The organism is Mitsuaria sp. BK041 (genome assembly GCF_014193085.1).
Lineage (GTDB): Bacteria > Pseudomonadota > Gammaproteobacteria > Burkholderiales > Burkholderiaceae_C > Roseateles.
The window spans coordinates 1,248,854-1,264,515 of record NZ_JACHYT010000002.1; the positions used below are offsets into that span (position 1 = coordinate 1,248,854).

At 69.6% G+C, this 15,662-nt stretch carries 13 protein-coding genes; 8 read left to right on the forward strand and 5 right to left on the reverse strand.

The genetic code is table 11. The features are described from left to right. Nucleotides 1-38 precede the first annotated feature (38 nt). The 3 genes from FHT38_RS21360 to FHT38_RS21370 all read left to right on the forward strand — a co-directional run bounded on the left by FHT38_RS21360 (nt 39) and on the right by FHT38_RS21370 (nt 4,982). A complete protein-coding gene (locus tag FHT38_RS21360; RefSeq protein ID WP_183493146.1) occupies nt 39-2,645 on the forward strand; it encodes a TonB-dependent receptor in 2,607 nt (868 codons plus the stop codon). Between the two features lie 173 nt (nt 2,646-2,818). After that, a complete protein-coding gene (locus tag FHT38_RS21365) occupies nt 2,819-4,474 on the forward strand; it encodes a phytase (protein WP_183493147.1) in 1,656 nt (551 codons plus the stop codon). Nucleotides 4,475-4,520: 46 nt separating this feature from the next. Further along, nucleotides 4,521-4,982 carry a GNAT family N-acetyltransferase gene (locus tag FHT38_RS21370; RefSeq protein WP_183493148.1) on the forward strand — a complete coding sequence of 154 codons (462 nt, stop codon included), beginning with the start codon at nt 4,521-4,523 and terminating at the stop codon, nt 4,980-4,982. Nucleotides 4,983-5,062: 80 nt separating this feature from the next. Here the strand turns inward: FHT38_RS21370 and FHT38_RS21375 are convergent, their stop codons facing one another. Continuing rightward, complete coding sequence (locus FHT38_RS21375; RefSeq protein ID WP_183493149.1) at nt 5,063-5,668, reverse strand: diguanylate cyclase domain-containing protein; 606 nt, start codon at nt 5,666-5,668, stop codon at nt 5,063-5,065. 309 nt (nt 5,669-5,977) lie between these two features. Here FHT38_RS21375 and FHT38_RS21380 point away from each other — a divergent pair, with 309 nt between their 5' ends. The 3 genes from FHT38_RS21380 to FHT38_RS21390 all read left to right on the forward strand — a co-directional run bounded on the left by FHT38_RS21380 (nt 5,978) and on the right by FHT38_RS21390 (nt 9,767). Further along, nucleotides 5,978-6,532, forward strand: coding sequence for an ECF-type sigma factor (locus FHT38_RS21380; protein WP_091728837.1), 555 nt, complete (start codon nt 5,978-5,980; stop codon nt 6,530-6,532). Nucleotides 6,533-6,619: 87 nt separating this feature from the next. Continuing rightward, nucleotides 6,620-9,343, forward strand: a complete 2,724-nt coding sequence (locus FHT38_RS21385) for a serine/threonine-protein kinase (RefSeq protein ID WP_183493150.1) — start codon at nt 6,620-6,622, stop codon at nt 9,341-9,343. Between the two features lie 31 nt (nt 9,344-9,374). Further along, the gene (locus FHT38_RS21390; protein WP_091728846.1) at nt 9,375-9,767 is read left to right on the forward strand and encodes a hypothetical protein; all 393 of its coding nucleotides are present in this window, start codon (nt 9,375-9,377) and stop codon (nt 9,765-9,767) included. Nucleotides 9,768-9,815: 48 nt separating this feature from the next. On the opposite strand, the gene FHT38_RS21395 is transcribed toward FHT38_RS21390, so the two are convergent. Further along, nucleotides 9,816-10,421 (reverse strand): hypothetical protein, encoded by a 606-nt coding sequence (locus FHT38_RS21395; RefSeq protein ID WP_183493151.1) that lies wholly within the window; start codon nt 10,419-10,421, stop codon nt 9,816-9,818. Nucleotides 10,422-10,484: 63 nt separating this feature from the next. Between FHT38_RS21395 and FHT38_RS21400 the strand changes: the two genes are divergently transcribed. Both FHT38_RS21400 and FHT38_RS21405 read left to right on the forward strand, forming a co-directional pair. Beyond that, nucleotides 10,485-11,009 carry a hypothetical protein gene (locus tag FHT38_RS21400; RefSeq protein WP_183493152.1) on the forward strand — a complete coding sequence of 175 codons (525 nt, stop codon included), beginning with the start codon at nt 10,485-10,487 and terminating at the stop codon, nt 11,007-11,009. Nucleotides 11,010-11,156: 147 nt separating this feature from the next. Next, entirely contained in the window at nt 11,157-13,133 is a 1,977-nt protein-coding gene (locus FHT38_RS21405) for an RDD family protein (RefSeq protein ID WP_183493153.1), read from the forward strand. 126 nt (nt 13,134-13,259) lie between these two features. Here FHT38_RS21405 and FHT38_RS21410 read toward each other — a convergent pair whose 3' ends face one another. From FHT38_RS21410 to FHT38_RS21420, 3 genes are read right to left on the reverse strand one after another with little or no spacing between them, the layout of a single operon-like run. Beyond that, nucleotides 13,260-13,736, reverse strand: coding sequence for a TerB family tellurite resistance protein (locus FHT38_RS21410; protein ID WP_183493154.1), 477 nt, complete (start codon nt 13,734-13,736; stop codon nt 13,260-13,262). 44 nt (nt 13,737-13,780) lie between these two features. Continuing rightward, entirely contained in the window at nt 13,781-14,401 is a 621-nt protein-coding gene (locus FHT38_RS21415) for a DUF4276 family protein (RefSeq protein ID WP_183493155.1), read from the reverse strand. Beyond that, nucleotides 14,398-15,603 carry an AAA family ATPase gene (locus FHT38_RS21420; protein ID WP_183493156.1) on the reverse strand — a complete coding sequence of 402 codons (1,206 nt, stop codon included), beginning with the start codon at nt 15,601-15,603 and terminating at the stop codon, nt 14,398-14,400. Before FHT38_RS21420 ends, FHT38_RS21415 begins: the two co-directional genes overlap by 4 nt. Nucleotides 15,604-15,662 lie beyond the last annotated feature (59 nt).

Here is a 15,662-nt window from a genome sequence, read left to right on the forward strand (position 1 = left end):
AACGTGCGCCGCCATCCGTGACTCATCCACCTCCTCCCATGCGCACGCCGCCCCGCCCGACGCTCCTCGCCCTGTGCCTGTCCAGCCTCTTCGCCGCCACGCCCGGCTGGGCGCAGCAGGCCGCCGGCACCCAGGCCCAGCCACGTCCTGACACGCGCCCCGATGCCGCCGCCGACGTCCGCAAGGACGCCCGCGCAGACGCCCCGCCCGCCAGGGACGCGAAGGCCGACGCCCGCCAGCTCGACACCGTCGTGACGGTGGGCCAGGCGGCGGCGCTGCGCTCCGCGCTGGACAAGCAGTCCGCGGCGCCCGGCATCGTCAACATCGTGCATGCCGACGGCATCGGCCAACTGCCCGACAACAACGCCGCCGAGGCGCTGGCCCGCATGCCGGGCGTGTCGGTGGAGCGCGACCAGGGCGAAGGCCGCTTCATCCGCGTCCGCGGCCTGGGTCCGGACTACAACGCGGTCAACATCAACGGCGCGCTCACGCCCGCCTCCGAGTCCGACCGCCGCGCTCCCGGCCTGGACCTGGTGCCGGCCGGCCTGATCCGCTCGCTGGAGGTGCAGAAGACGCTGACGCCGGACCAGGACGCCAACTCGCTGGGCGGCACGGTGACGGTGCGCACGCTCAGCGCCTTCGACCAGCCCGGCCGGCTGTTCACGATGGAACTGGGCGCCAACCACGACGCCAATGCCGGCAGGACCCGGCCGCGCGGCTCGGTCGCCTTCGCCGACCGTTTCGCCGGCGGCACGCTGGGCGTGGCGCTGGCGCTGTCGGCCGACCAGCGCCGCTTCGCCAGCGACAACGTCGAGACCGGCGGCGACTGGGACGGCGACAAGCTGGCCAGCTTCGAGCTGCGCCGCTACACCATCACCCGCGAGCGCGTCGGCGCGGCGCTGAACCTGGACTTCAAGCCGGACGAGGCCTCGCTGGTCTACCTGCGCAGCTTCAGCAGCCGCTTCACCGACCAGGAGCAGCGCCAGTCGATCGCGATCGAGTTCGACGAGCCGCTGGCGCCCGGCGAGACCGGCGACGGCACCGTCAGCCGCGGACTGAAGGCGCGGCGCGAGATCAACAAGTCCAGCGCCGTGGTGCTGGGCAGCGAGCTCAGCCGCGGCGACTGGAAGTTCTGGGCCGAGGCCGGTGCCGGCCGCGCCAGCGAGGACAAGCCCGACACGCTGGCCTCGTCGTCCTTCACCGCGGACTTCTCCGGCCTGGGCTACACCGACACCGTCCGGCCGATGCCCACGGCGGTGGCCGGGCTGGGCGACGCCTCGCGATACGCCTTCAACAAGGCCAAGGTGGAGCAGAGCAGCGCCACCGACCGGGTGCGCCACCTGAAGGCCGACGTGCAGCGCGAGTTCGACCTGGGCGGCTGGGACCTCGACCTCAAGACCGGCCTGAAGGCGATGCGCCGCGACAAGGACAACGCGCAGGAGACCTACGCGCCCAGCGCGAAGGTGCTGAAGAAGGCGCCGTACAACGTCCCCTCGGCGCAGCTGGGGCTGGGCCAGTTCGTCGGCGGCGGCGAGGTCGACTACCCGTGGACCGCCTTCGGACCCGGCATCGATGTCGGCAAGCTGCGCGGCCTGTACGGCGCCTTTGACCTGAACGCGTTCCGCGACGCGGTCGACTCGTCGGTCAACGACTACGCGATGAAGGAGCGCACCGACGCCGGTTACCTGCAGGCGACGCTGGAGCGCGGCGGCACGCAGTGGCTGGTCGGCGTGCGTCACGAGCGCGTGCGCTTCACCGCCGACGGCACCGCCTGGAAGGACGGCGTGCTGAGCGCGGTGCACCAGGACACGCGCTCGCGCCACTGGCTGCCGGCGGTGCTGCTGCGCCAGAAGCTCAACGAAGGCCTGGTGCTGCGCGCGGCGCTGACGCATGCGGTGGTGCGGCCGGCCTTCGGCCAGCTGAGCCCGGGCGTGACCGTCGACGGCGACGAGGCCACCGTCGGCAACCCGCTGCTCAAGCCGCTGCGCGCGCGCAACCTGGACCTCGGCCTGGAGCAGAGACTGGGGCGCGACGGGGTGCTGTCGGCCGCGCTGTTCCACAAGAAGATCCGCGACTTCGCCTTCCAGACCGACCTGGCCGGCACGCCGGGCTGGGAGGACTTCAGCCATGTCGAGTCCTTCGCCAACGGCGGCGACGCGACGGTGCGTGGGCTGGAGCTCTCCTGGAGCCAGGCGCTGAGCACGCTGCCGGCGCCGTGGAACGGCCTGGTGATCGGGGCGAACGGCAGCTTCGTGAAGTCGCGCGCGACCATCGGCGGTCATGACGAGGGCCGCTTCGTCAGCCGGCGCATCGCGCTGCCGAGCCAGTCCGACCGCAGCATCAACCTCAGCCTGGGCTGGGAGTCGCCGGCCTTCGGCGCGCGCATCGCGCTGAACCACAAGTCGCCCTATCTGCTCGAGGTCGGCGACGTGCTGGACGCGGCGCAGGACCGCAAGGTCGACACGCAGAACCAGATCGACGCGTCGATGCGCATCCAGCTGACGAAGCAGCTGCAGCTGCAGTTCGAGGCGCTCAACTTGAGCAACGAACGCTATTACGTCTACCAGGGCAGCAAGGCCTTCAACACCCAGTACGAGCAGTACGGGCGGGCCTACAAGCTCAGCCTGAAGCTGGCGATGTTCTGAAGGAGCGGCAGGTCATGACGATGAAGACGATGAGGACGCCCCGCACCGCTGGGATGACGATCCGGACGCTCCTGGCGACGGCTGTTGCGGCTGCGGGCGCGCTCGTTCCAATCGCTCAAGCGGCTTCTGGACCGGGAACGACAACGGGCACAGCGGCAACGGCGGCCGCGCCGGTGCTCGAGCTGGGCAAGAACGGCCTGCGACTGCTCGACGCCGCGGGCCAGCCGGTGGACGAGTTCAGCGTCCGCGCCAAGCGCTGGGATCGACGCCGGCTCGCGGACGGCACGACCGTCGCCCTGCTGCAGGACGCCGACACCGGCACCCTTCGCCTGATCGAGGTGCGGGACCAGCGCCTGCGCGAGCGCGGCCAGTGGGCGGCGCCGGCGATCGACGTCGAGGCGATCTGCCTCTACCTCGAGCCGCGCCAGCAGACGCTCCAGGCCTTCCTGCTCGGCAGCGATGGTTTGTCGGAGCAATGGCTGCTGACCCCGCCGCCCGTCAACCCGGCCAAGCGCCGCGTAAGCAGCACGAGCAGCACGAGCAGCACGAGCAGCACGAGCGGCTTGACCGGCACGAGCGGTCGCCTGGTCGCGCCCTCGCCGATGCCGGCCCAGGTGCTGCGCCAACTGGCGACGATCCCGGACGCCAAGGGCTGCGCGGTGCGCGACGACGAGGCGACGCTGTACATCGCCGAGGCGGACGTGGGCCTGTGGGCCTTCGAGGCCGACGCCGAGCGCTCGGGCCGCGCGCTGGTCGCGCCGGGGCTGGCGCCGAAGGATCTGGCGCTCTGGCTCGAAGCCCGCGCGGCGCGTCCCCGCCCGGTGATCCCGGTCGCGGTCCCCTCGGCGCAGACCGAGCCGGTGCGGGGCGGCGGCGACGCCGCGGACGATGCCGCCATCTGGGTCCATCCGACGCAGCCGACACGCAGCCGCATCCTGGGCACCGACAAGAAGCGCGGCCTGGCGGTCTACGACCTGCAGGGGCGCGAGACGCAGTTCCTGCCGGTCGGCCGCGTCAACAACGTCGACCTGCGGCAGCGCCTGCGCCACGACGGCCGCGCCTGGGACCTGGCCGTCGCCACGCAGCGCGACCGCCGCAGCGTGCTGCTGTTCGGCATCGACGGCGGCGGCCGCGTGAGCACCCTGGCCGAGTTGCCGACGGGGCTGGACGAGGTCTACGGCGTCTGCGCCGGACGCCACCCGGCGGGCGGCCTCGACGTATTCGTCAACGACAAGGACGGGCGCCTGCTGCAGCTGCGAGTGGCGCGCAGCGCCGGCGCCTGGTCGGCCACGACGGTCGCCACGATGCGGCTGGCCTCGCAGCCGGAAGGCTGCGTGGTCGACGAGCCGGGCCGGCAGCTCTTCGTCGGCGAGGAGAAGCGTGGGCTGTGGCGCGTCGCGCTGGACGCGGAGGGCCGGCTGGGCGACGCCGCGCTGATCCTGCCGGTCGGGGAGACGCTGCATGCCGATGTCGAGGGCATGGCGGTGCATCGCAGCGCCCAGGGCGCGTGGCTGGTTGTCTCCTCCCAGGGCGACGACAGCTACGTGTTGCTCGACGCGGACGCGCCCCATGCGGTCAAGGGACGCTTCCGTGTCGGCCTGAACCCGGCCCGCGGCATCGACGCGGCATCGGAGACCGACGGGCTGGACGTCAGCGCGGCCGCGCTCGGCGGCGAGTACAGCCAGGGGCTGCTCGTCGTCCAGGACGGCCACAAGCGCTGGCCGATGGGACGGCAGAACTTCAAGCTGGTGCCGTGGCAGGCGGTGATGCGCGCGGTTGAGCCCCCGGCGTCATGCGATGGTTGCCCGTCCTCGCCCGAAGCCCGATGATCGCGGCCCTTTCAACCGGGCCCCGGCCCACGCCTCGACTTCGCGCATGTCCTCTGAAATCGTCGTCCGCCCGATCGCCCCGTCCGACCTCGCCGCCTGGCGTCCGCTCTGGGACGGCTACAACGCCTTCTATGGCCGCGCCGGCGAGACCGCCCTGCCCGAGGCGGTGACAGCCTCGACCTGGGCACGCTTCTTCGAAGAACGCGAGCCGGTCCACGCCTTCGTCGCCGAGCTCGACGGGCGGCTGGTCGGCCTGACGCATTACCTCTTCCACCGCAGCACGACCCGCATCGAGGACACCTGCTACCTGCAGGACCTGTTCACCGCCGAGGATGTCCGCGGCCGTGGCGTCGGCCGCGCGCTGATCGCGGCGGTCACCGCGGCGGTGCAGGCGCGCGGCGGGCATCGCCTCTACTGGCAGACGCACACGACCAACGCGGTCGGGCGCGCGCTGTACGACCGCGTCGCGGAGCACAAGGGCTTCCTGATCTACGGCCAGGATTTCTGAGCGGGGCTTCAGAGCGGGGCTTCTGAACGAGCCCGATGGCGGGCAGCGGCCCGCCGGACGGGTCGAGAGCAGGCGCGCGCTCAGCAGCGGCGCCGGCGCAGGTCCTGGCGGGCGCTCTCGGCCAGGTCGGCGCCGCGCAGGCCGCCCTCCGGGAAGGAGGCCGTGCCCATCTGCAGGCGCACCTGCAGCAACCGCGTGTCCACGCCGTACGGGCTGTTCAGCGCCGGGGCCAGGCGCTGCTGCACCAGGTGGGCCTCGCGCAGGCCGGCGTCCAGCAGCAGCACGGCGAAACTGGTCTCGCCCACCTGCAGGACCATGTCGGTCCCGCGCACCCGGCTGCGCAGGCGGCGACCCACCGCCGTCATCAGCTGCGACCGGGCCTCGAGCGCCGCGCCGCGGTCCGCGGCGCCCTCGCCCTCATCGGCAGCTGGCGGCTCGCCCGACGCCGGGGGGGCCAGGGTCGCGTCGTCCTCGGCATCGGCCGGCGCCGCCTCCAGCCAGAGCACCGACAGGTGACCGCCATAGCGGCGGCACTGCGTCAGCTGGCGCGAGATCATGAGGCCGAACTCGGCCAGCGAATCGACGCGGGGCAGCCACAGCGCCGGCGTCTGTCGCGCCGGCTTGGCAGGCACCGCCTGGCCCTCCTCCATGGCGGCGGACGCGACGATGGCGGTGGACAGGCTCATGCGCGACAGCTCCAGGTCGAGGACGGATCCACGCCCGCGTGCGGCACCAGGCCGACCCGCGGGGAACGAATGAATGGGGTTGAGGACACGACCTGCTGAAGCAGCCCGATCCATGCCGGCCTCCCTTGCCACACTGACCAGCCGTGCCCTCACCTATCTAAAACGGATTCCTCACCGCCGTCCCGACATCCGCTCACAAAAATCTGCTGGGTAGAAACCCTTAAATTGATGCCGAGACCCACCGGTTTGCGTCATCCGTCGCCCAGGCTCCTGTAACAAGGTCATACACCCCCGCTAGAGTTCCGCCTCATGAAGGACATCACCCAACTGCTGCACGAGGCCGGCCAAGGCGACCGGTCCGCCGCCGACCAGGTGGTGGCGCAGCTGTACGGCGACCTTCAGCGCCTGGCGCGGCAACGCATCCGGCAGGCCGGCGAGATGACGCTGCTGGACACCACCGCGCTGGTGCACGAGGCCTGGCTGCGCCTGGCGGGCGCGCAGGGCCAGACCTTCCCCGACCGGCGCCACTTCCTGGCCTACGCGGCGCGGACCATGCGCCACGTCGTCATCGACCTGGTGCGGGCGCGCCAGGCCGAGCGCCGCGGCGGCGACCAGCCCGACCTGACGCTCAACACCGCGGTGGTCGAGGGCGCACCGCAGTCCGACGACCACATCCTGCGCGTGCACGAGGCGCTGGAGGAGCTCGCCACCATCGACGCGCGGCTGGCGCAGGTGGTGGAGATGCGGTATTTCGGCGGCTTGCTGGAGCAGGAGATCGCGGAGGCGCTGGGCGTCACCGAGCGGACCATCCAGCGCGACTGGCAGAAGGCGAGAATCCTGCTCTCGATGAGCCTCAAGGACTGACCCCCGGGTCGGCACCGCGCGGTCCGTCGATACGGCGCAAGACGCCCAAGATGCCCACGACGCTCAAGAATCCCAAGACGCCCGACGATGGACGCACTCGATAAACAGCGCTGGATCGCGCTGAGTCCGCTGCTCGACGAACTGCTCGACCTGGAGGAGCCCGCCCGGGGTCGCCGCCTCGCGGAGATCCGCGCCGGCGACGTCGCGATGGCCGAGCACCTGGAGGCGCTGCTGGCGCGCGATGCCGCGCTCGACGACGACCGCTTCCTCGAGCAGCCGGCCGCCGAGGTGCTGCAGGGACCGGTGCCCTCGGCGGTGCCGCCGCTGGACTTCCGCGGCGAGACGCTCGGGCCCTATGAGCTCGAGCGCGAGCTCGGCCAGGGCGGCATGGGCGCGGTGTGGCTGGCGAGCCGGGCCGACGGCCGCTTCGAGGGCCAGGTGGCGGTCAAGTTCCTGAAGTCGGGGCTGTTCGGCAAGGGCGACAGCGGCCGCTTCGAGCGCGAGGGGCAGATCCTGGCGCGGCTGTCGCATCCGAACATCGCGCGGCTGCTGGACGCGGGCGTGCATCACGGGCACCAGCCCTACCTGGTGCTGGAGTATGTGGACGGCCTGCCGATCGACCGCCACTGCCAGGTCAACGGGCTGGACGTGGAGTCGCGGATCAAGCTGTTCCTGGACGTGCTGGCGGCGGTGGCGCATGCGCACCAGCGGCTGATCCTGCATCGCGACCTCAAGCCCAGCAACATCCTGGTCACGCATGACGGCCAGGTGAAGCTGCTGGACTTCGGCATCGCCAAGCTGCTGGACGACGCGACGCACTCGGGCGTGGCCACCGAGCTGACGCAGCGCGCCGGCAGCGCGTTCACGCCGCAGTACGCGGCGCCGGAGCAGGTGCAGCAGGCCGACGTCACGACGGCCACCGACGTGTACGCGCTGGGCGTGCTGCTGTACCAGATGCTGGGCGGCCGGCATCCGACGGCGGACGACACGCAGACCCATCTGGACCGGCTGCGGGCGGTGGTGGAGCTGGTGCCCAAACGGCTGTCCGACGTGGCGAGCGACCAGCTCGACCCGGTGATCGCGCGGCAGGCCAAGCTGCTGCGGGGCGACCTGGACACGATCGTCGGCAAGGCGCTGAAGAAGAAGCCGTCGGAGCGTTATGCCAACGCGGAGTCGATGGCGGTGGACCTGCGGCACTGGCTGGCGCACGAGCCGATCACGGCGCGGCCGGACACGCGGCTGTACGTGCTGGGCCGCTTCGTGCGGCGGCACCGCTGGAGCGTCGCGGCGAGCAGCGTGGCGGTGCTGGCGCTGGTGTCGCTGACGGGGCTGAGCGTGCTGCAGGCGCGGCGGGCGGAACGCGCGGAACACCAGGCGCAGGAGCGGCGGCAGCAGGCGGAGGACCTGCTGAGCTACATGCTGGGGGAGTTCGCCGACAAGCTGCGGCCGGTCGGGCGGCTGGAGTTGCTGGACAGCGTGGGGAGCAAGGCGCTGACGTATCTGGCGCAGGATCAGAACGCCACGCCGATGGAGCGGCTGCAACGCGCCAAGGCCTTGACGGTGATCGGTGAGGTCCGTGTCTCCAAGCGGAATCTCAAGGAGGCGCTGGAGCCGCTGCAGGCGGCACGCAAGCTGCTCGAGGGCGCCCCGCCCTCGCCCGACCTGACGGGCGAGTGGCGCAAGGCGCAGGGCGCGGCGGCGTTCTGGGTCGGCCATGTCCATTACTACGCGCGCGAGCTCGACCGGGCGACCGAGGCCTGGCTCGCCTACCGGGACGCGGAACAGGCCTGGCTGGACGCGCAGCCTCGCAACCGCGAGGCGCTGATCGAGCTCTCCTACGCCTACAACAGCCTGGGCACCGCCAAGCTGGAGTTGGCGGACCTGCGCTCGGCGACGGCCTTCTTCCGCAAGTCCATCGAGCTCAAGAAACAGGGGCTGCAAGAACCCGCGGGCGCCGGCAATGCCGCTGCGCGGATGGACCTGGCGGACAGCTTGAGCTGGCTCGGGACGACGCTGCTCTGGCAAGGGCTGGACCAGGCCGCCGCCCACACCTTCGCGGAAGGCGCGTCGCTGATCGCCGAGGTGCGACGCGACGCCCCGCAGGACGGCTGGGCCTATCGCGAGGCGATCATGCGTCGCTGGAAAGCGGAGGCGCTGGTCAACACCGGCCAGCGCGGCGCCGCCATCCAGGACGCCTCCACCGCCCGGAGCATCCTCGAGACGCTGGCCGCCAAAGATCCGTCCAATGTCCAATGGCAGATCAACCGGATCCGGATGCAGCTGCTGGACGTGGACGTCCACGGCAGCCTGATGCCGCCGCAGGAGCGCAAGGCCCGCCTCCAGACCGTCCGGCAGGCTCTGGACCTGCTCACGAAGGACGCCGAGCGCATCGACGGCCGGGTGCTCGACGCCTGGATGGTCTGGTCCACCCAGCAGGCACGGTCGCTCAGCCAGGACGGCGACATTGCCGCCGCACAAGCGGTGCTCGCGAACGCGGTGCAGCTGGTGCAGCCGACCCTCGACAAGCGGCCCCGCGAGGTGCGGATCCTGAGCGGGCTGCTACTCGTCCGGCAGCTGCAGATCGAATTGCTGAAGGGACGCACCAGCCCGCAGCAGGCACGCGAGCGACAGGCGGTATGCCAGGACGTTGTTGACAGGATCGAGAAGATGGCCGGCCTGATTCGGGTTCATCAGCAGATCACTCGCGCATGGGTTGATGCCCAATCCTGCTTGGGACAGGGAGGACGCGGAGACGTCAGGCAATCTGCCGAGTGGCTCGCGCGGGATCGATCAGGCATCGCTCCGACCTGACCATTACCAAAACTGCTCAAGGAGTGATTCGATGACCAACACGTTCTATGTCGCTGCCCAGGTCAGCGCCGATGGCAACTTCGCGGACTGCACGTACTACGCCGACCAGGCGGGCACCGAGCCCATCGAAGGTTCCACGCTCCACATTCCCCGCGACGCGGGCTCCTGCAACTTCGCGCAGGCCGACAACACCAGCCTGCTGCTGATCGGCGCCACCTTCAAGACGATCGGCTCCACACCTGGCATGAACGGCAGCAATTTCGCGCCGGCCGATGACGAGAACGTCGTCACCTTCCCGATGCCGACGAACGGCTCGATCATCACCAAGGGCGTCATCCTGCTCTTCTCCACGCCGGGGCAGGTCGAAAACCTCTACCCGAGCAGCGATCCCCAGGTCCTGAACGACGGCCCGTTGACCTGCTGATCCCGTCGTCCGTGTCGATACGCAAAGGGCCGCATCGCGGCCCTTTGCTCATTCACGGGGCCCGACCAGCGCGGCCGCGGCCTCCGCCCCCATCACCCGTCCCAACCGGGACGGGTTCACCCGATCCATCACCCGCGCATCGAGCGTGAATTCCTTCTGCTGCGTATAGGCCACCGCGCCGATCCGCGGCTGGCTGCCGGCCGCCTGCGGGCCCAGCAGTCCCAGCACCGGATACACCCGCAGCCGCGCGATCAGCAGCCCTTGCGCGACGTCGGCGAACAGCGCCGTCTCCAGCACCCGCGTGCAGCCGCGCCGCTGCACCTCGGCGAGCAGCCCTTGCAGGTTGCGCGGCAGGTCGGTCGCCGACACCGGCAGCACCAGGTTGATCACCGGCAGCCCCGCGGCCGCCAGCGGCTCGCGCACGGCAAGGTTGAAGGCGCCGTTGGCCTCGTCCCAGCGACGATTGGCCGCCGGCTGCTCGGGATCGAAGTTGCGCCCCTGTCCGAACAGCAGCACACACGGCGCGCCCGGCGCGGCGCTCGACGCGGATCCCGCGCCGGTCACGGCGGGCGCCTGCGCCATCGCGGGCGCGCCCGTCAGCAGGACGGTCAGGGCGGCGATCTGAAACGCCTGTCGGAAGTGCGGTCTCGGCATGGGGCGGATTGTGCGTCGCCGGGCTCGCCGCACAATGGCCGCTTCGTCTGGCAGGAGAGAACGATGCGCGAGTGGACGAGCCTGGGCCCGCTGGGCACGGCAGCGGTGGCGGTGGTCGCGACGGTGGCGCTGGGCGGCTGCACGACGCTGCTCAAGGACCAGCGCCTGCAGCCCGGCGTCACGACCGGCGCCCAGGTGCAACAGCTCTACGGCCCGCCGAGCCAGGTCTGGCCCGAGGCCGACGGCGGTCACACGCTGGAGTACGCCACCCAGCCCTTCGGCCGCACCTGCTACATGGTGCGGCTCGATGCGCAGGACCGCTTCGTGAGCGCGGTCGACGGCCTCTCGCCGGCGAGCCGCAACCGCATCGTGCCGGGCATGACGCCCGAGCAGGTGAACCGCATCCTCGGCCGCGAGCGCACCCGCGTGTTCTTCAAGCTCAGCGGCGAGGACGTCTGGGACTGGAACATCGAGCCCGAGATGAACGGCTACCTGCTGCGCTTCAACGTGCACTTCAAGAACGGCGTGGTGTTCCGCACCTCGCAGAGCGTGGTCTATCCGGACCGGCGGTTCTTGTGGGACGACTGAGGCGTCGGCGCTCGCGGCCTCCTCCCAAAGGGGGAACTCCACCCCATCGCCTGTGACGGATTCAATACAGCGCCCACACCGCCACAGGACTGACAAGCGCCGCGGCGCACCCGCTCACTACACTCCCCGCCCTGGAGGGAGAGAAGGATGTCGAACCAATCCGTCGGCCTGGCGCCTCGCGCGCTGGCCATGGTCATCGACGGCGCGCTGATGCTCGCCGCGAGCACGCTGCTGATGTGGGCCGTCTATGGCGACCCGGTGTCCAAGTGGACCGACCTGCGTCCCGGCACGCTCGCCATCAACTGGCTGCTGCCGCTGATCGTCTGCGTGGTGTTCTGGAGCTGGCAGGGCGCCACGCCCGGCAAGCTGGTCGCCGGCATCAAGGTCGTCGACGCCCGCAGCGGCAAGCACCCGTCACCGCTGCAAGCCGCCCTGCGCTGGGCCGGTTATCTCGTGTCCGCGGTCCCGCTGTTCGCCGGCTTTCTGTGGGCCCGCGTCGATGCCGAGGGCCGCACCTGGCACGACCGCCTCTCCCGCACCGCCGTCGAGCGCAGCCGCGAGGCGCCCGCCGAGGGCGAAGGCCTGCTCATCGGCTACATCGCCAGCCACTGGCGCGGCGAGCAGAGCCTGGCCCAGAGCTTCTGGATCAACCATGTCCTGCTGACCTGGCCCGTCGCCGCCGGCGTGCAGGGCCTGGTCGCCTGGCTCGCGACCAAGAGCGAGGGCCTGCAGGGCGTCGCGATCGCGCTGCTGATCGCCTGGCCGCTGCTGATCGTCATCGAGGTCTGGAGCGCCGTCGGCACCTGGCGCTCGGTGCGTGGCTACGTCGACGCGGGCGGCTCCTACCTGATCTCCGGCCTGGCGCGACTGTCGCTGCTGGGCTCGTTCCTGCAGATCGCCTTCTCGCTCGCGCTGGGCGTGTTCTCCGAGTTCCCGGAGCTGTGGAAGCTCGCCCGCGGCATCGATCCGATCGGCAATGTGCGCCTGTCCGTCAGCGCCGACGGCCGCACCATGCAGTTCAATGGTCCGATCGGCGCCGGCGACGCGCATCGCCTGGGCACGCTGCTGGCGGCCTCGCCGGCGGTGCGGCTGCTCGAGGTCGCCTCGCCCGGCGGCCGCGTCACCGAGGCCGAACGCATGGTCGAGCTCATCCGCCAACGCGGCGTCGGCACCCGCGCGATCGGCAACTGCGAAAGCGCCTGCACGCTGGTCTTCCTGGCCGGCAACAAGCGCCAGCTCATGCCCGGCGCGCAGCTGGGCTTCCATCGCGCCAGCAGCGGCACCTTCAATCCGGCCTTCGACGAGATCGCCAATCAGGAACTCGCCCGCACCTACCGCCGCATGGAGCTGCCGGAGGACTTCATCGAGAAGACGCTCAGCACGCCGTCCAGACGCATGTGGTACCCCGCCGCCGAGGACCTGGTGCGCCATTCCCTGATCCTGCCGCCGCCGCGCACGCTGGACGTGGCGCTGCCGGAAGGCGACAAGCCAGGCCAGTACGCGCCGCTGGTCGACTACGTCAACGCGCTGCGGGCGAGCGACGCCTGGTTCCGGCTCGATCAGCGTTTCCCGGGCCTGATCGACGACGCCGCCGGCCGCATGCGCAATGCCCACATGGCGCTGGCGGGATCGGAACACGCCGTCGCCGGCGCGCAGATCGCGGCCCAGGCGGCGCTCGCACCGAACGTGCGGGAGATGCTGCTGAACGGCTCGCGCGACCTGCGCCGGCGCTATCTGCAAGTGCTGCGCGCGCAGCTGACCGCGGCGCAGGCGCTGGGGGCGGACACCTGCCAGTCCTGGCTGTCGGGCTCGCCGGTGCCGCGCCGCCTGCTGCCGGAGGAAGCCATGGCCCTTGAGGCGCGTTGGCTGACCGAGTCCGCCGCCGAGACCGCGCCGCTACGCGCGCGTGCGCCGCAGGCGACGGCGCTGGAACTCGAGGTCGTGGCCCGGACCGTCGGCACCGCTGCCGCCGGCGCCTTCTCCAAGCTGTGGACCGGCGGCGATGCCGGTCCCGCGCCCATCAGCTGCGAGCGCGCCAGCCTGGTGCTCAACCAGCTGCAGCGCAGCACGGCGGTCGCGCCGCGCGAACTGGCGGAACGCGTGGTCTTCCAGAACGTGCGCTGACCCAACCGGGCGAGGCGGTCGGGGCGAGCCTCGCCATCACCGAGCTCTCACCAACAAGAAGGCCCTCCTGCGGAGGGCTTTCCATTTCGGGCAGGTGGCACGACCGGTGCCTCGGAGGAGGCGGATTCAGTCTTCGTCGCCGATCCCGGCGGCCGCCTTCGCCCGCATGCGCGCGTGGACGTAGGCGCCTTGCGGGACGTGCAGCAGGTCGGCGATGCGCCACATCGTGTGGCGCTCGATGTCGCCGAGTCGGCCGTCGGCATAGGCCACGCCCCACATCAGCTCGAGCAGGCGCAGCTTCTGCGGCATCTCCCAGCGCTCGTCGATCGGCGAGGTGAAGGCGAACAGGTCGGAGGCCGTGCGCGCGGTGCGCTCGGCTTGCGCGGTCAGCGCATCGGCCTCGTCGTCGGAGATGGCGAACAGGGCGGTGAGGGCGCGGTGGACCGCGGCGCGCTCGACGCCGGAGAAGTCGGCGTCCGCTCGCATGACTTCGACCAGCAGCACGGCCGCCGCGAGCGGCAGCGACGGCGTGCCGCCCCGCGAGCGGCCGAACGCGTCATCCGGCGCCAGCGTGTCGAAGAGGTCGATCAGCGACTTGAACATGGGCCCATGGTGGCATGGGCGTCGGCGCGGGGCTTACGCCGTGCTTAAGCCACAGACTTGGCGTCGCCCATTTCATCGAGTTGAAAGTTCTTCCTCCATTCGCTGCACATCTTGCGAAAGGAGCGGCTGTTGGCCAACGCTTGGTCCAGATCGAATCGAGCGGCGAATGCCGGTTGGTCGGTGGTTTCACCGTAACTACCACCGTGCATGCGCTCTTTGAGCCAACCCTTGGCATTTCGGGGCGTTTCCGCATCTATTCCGCGATCGGCTTCACTAGACGAGAAGCCTCGGACGCCCTCAAGCGAAGCTGCCGCTGCTATGAACCAAGCTTCAAACTCGCGCTTTGGAATAACGACCGCCACGCGTCGATGAGGTACCACCTCCGCCGCGCGGGCGCGAATCCTTTCGGCCAGTTCCTTGGGGCATTCATCGTCAGCGTCTAGAACCACAAGAATCCAGCCCCCTTCTCCGCACTTAGCTGCGGCCAGGAGGAGATGCCGACGGAACTCTTCTTCTCTGTTAAGAAAACGATCCTTGTAGACGCGTATCGGCGCGAGGACATTCACGTGATCGTACGGACCGAATCGTTCGTGTAAGCGCCGAAGCACTACAGGTAGGGCCGCTACCTCGCCATCTCCCTCGACGATTGAACTGACGCTGGTCATGCTCGCGCCTCGCCGAAAAGATCGATCTGCGAAGTCTCTTGTCGCTGAATCTCAACTGGGTCAGGCGCCAATTGATTCAGGCGCAGCAGTTCTCCTGCAGAGAATAGATGGCTCCTAAGTGACTCTCGAGCCCCCTCATCCAAGGCTGCAACATGGGTCTCCCCCCCTTTTGAAACCACGGCAAAAATTGCATCAGCGTCAATATTCCGATCGTCCAGAAGATCTGGACTGTGGCTCGTAATGATGATTTGCGAATGCTGAGAAGCGCGTTCCAAGGCCTCGCGCAACGCTGCGCTGGCTGCAGGATGCAGTGCGGTCTCAGGCTCCTCGATGCCCACCAACGTGGGCGCGTAATCGCGGTTTCCTTGGAAGAGTGCTGTAAGAACCCCCAGGGCGCGCAATGTGCCATCGGACATGTTCTGCGCCAAAAACTTCCAGGGATGCTTGGCGCCGGCCATGTCTTGCCGGAACTCGAGCGTCTCCATCGGACCGACTTGAACACGCTGAACGCCATGAACCATCGGTACGACCGTCTGAAGATACTCCTGAATCTTGGACAGCCCTTCGGGCGCCACGCGCTCCAGGTGCCCTATGACGCTAGCAATGTTTTCCCCGACCGGCTTCAGCAGTCTTCCTTCCTGCGGCTTCTGGAGCTCTCGCATGACCTTGGGGTTCAGGTTGTAGAAGCCCATCGCGGTCAGTGCGTCATAGACTGGCCGGAACGCAGCGACACCCGACAGCGCTACCAGTGCTAACCTATCCCCAGTGACGGCCGGAAAGGTTGGTTCACTTGTGGACCTAACGATCCCTTTCTCGATCCGATACGTCGGACCTTGCCCCTTTTTGCCGATGGTGCACTCTTCGCTCTGGACCTCGTAGCCTCCGTTCGCAAGCGCGCCGATGCTGAATGCATACCGCCCTGGTTGGCCACTTGGGAGCACGAACTCCAAGCGGATGCCGAAGTTCGTCGGATGTCCGCTAGAACGTCGGCGAACCTCGCCAAGGCCGCCCCGCTCGTTCAACGCGTTGTCCAGAGATCCGCTCAATGCGTCTCGCACGAGGTGGAGAGCATCAAGAAAGTTGCTCTTCCCAGAGCCGTTTGTGCCCACCAAGTAGGTCAATCGACGAAGAGGGACGTCGCAGTACCCAATGCTCTTGTAGTTCCGGAGAACGACGCGTGTCAGAAAGATGGACTGAGTCATTGGGCGCCCTAAGTTCTCGCCCGTCGCAGACTGCGGGCGCTGGGCCGAATGCTACAGGT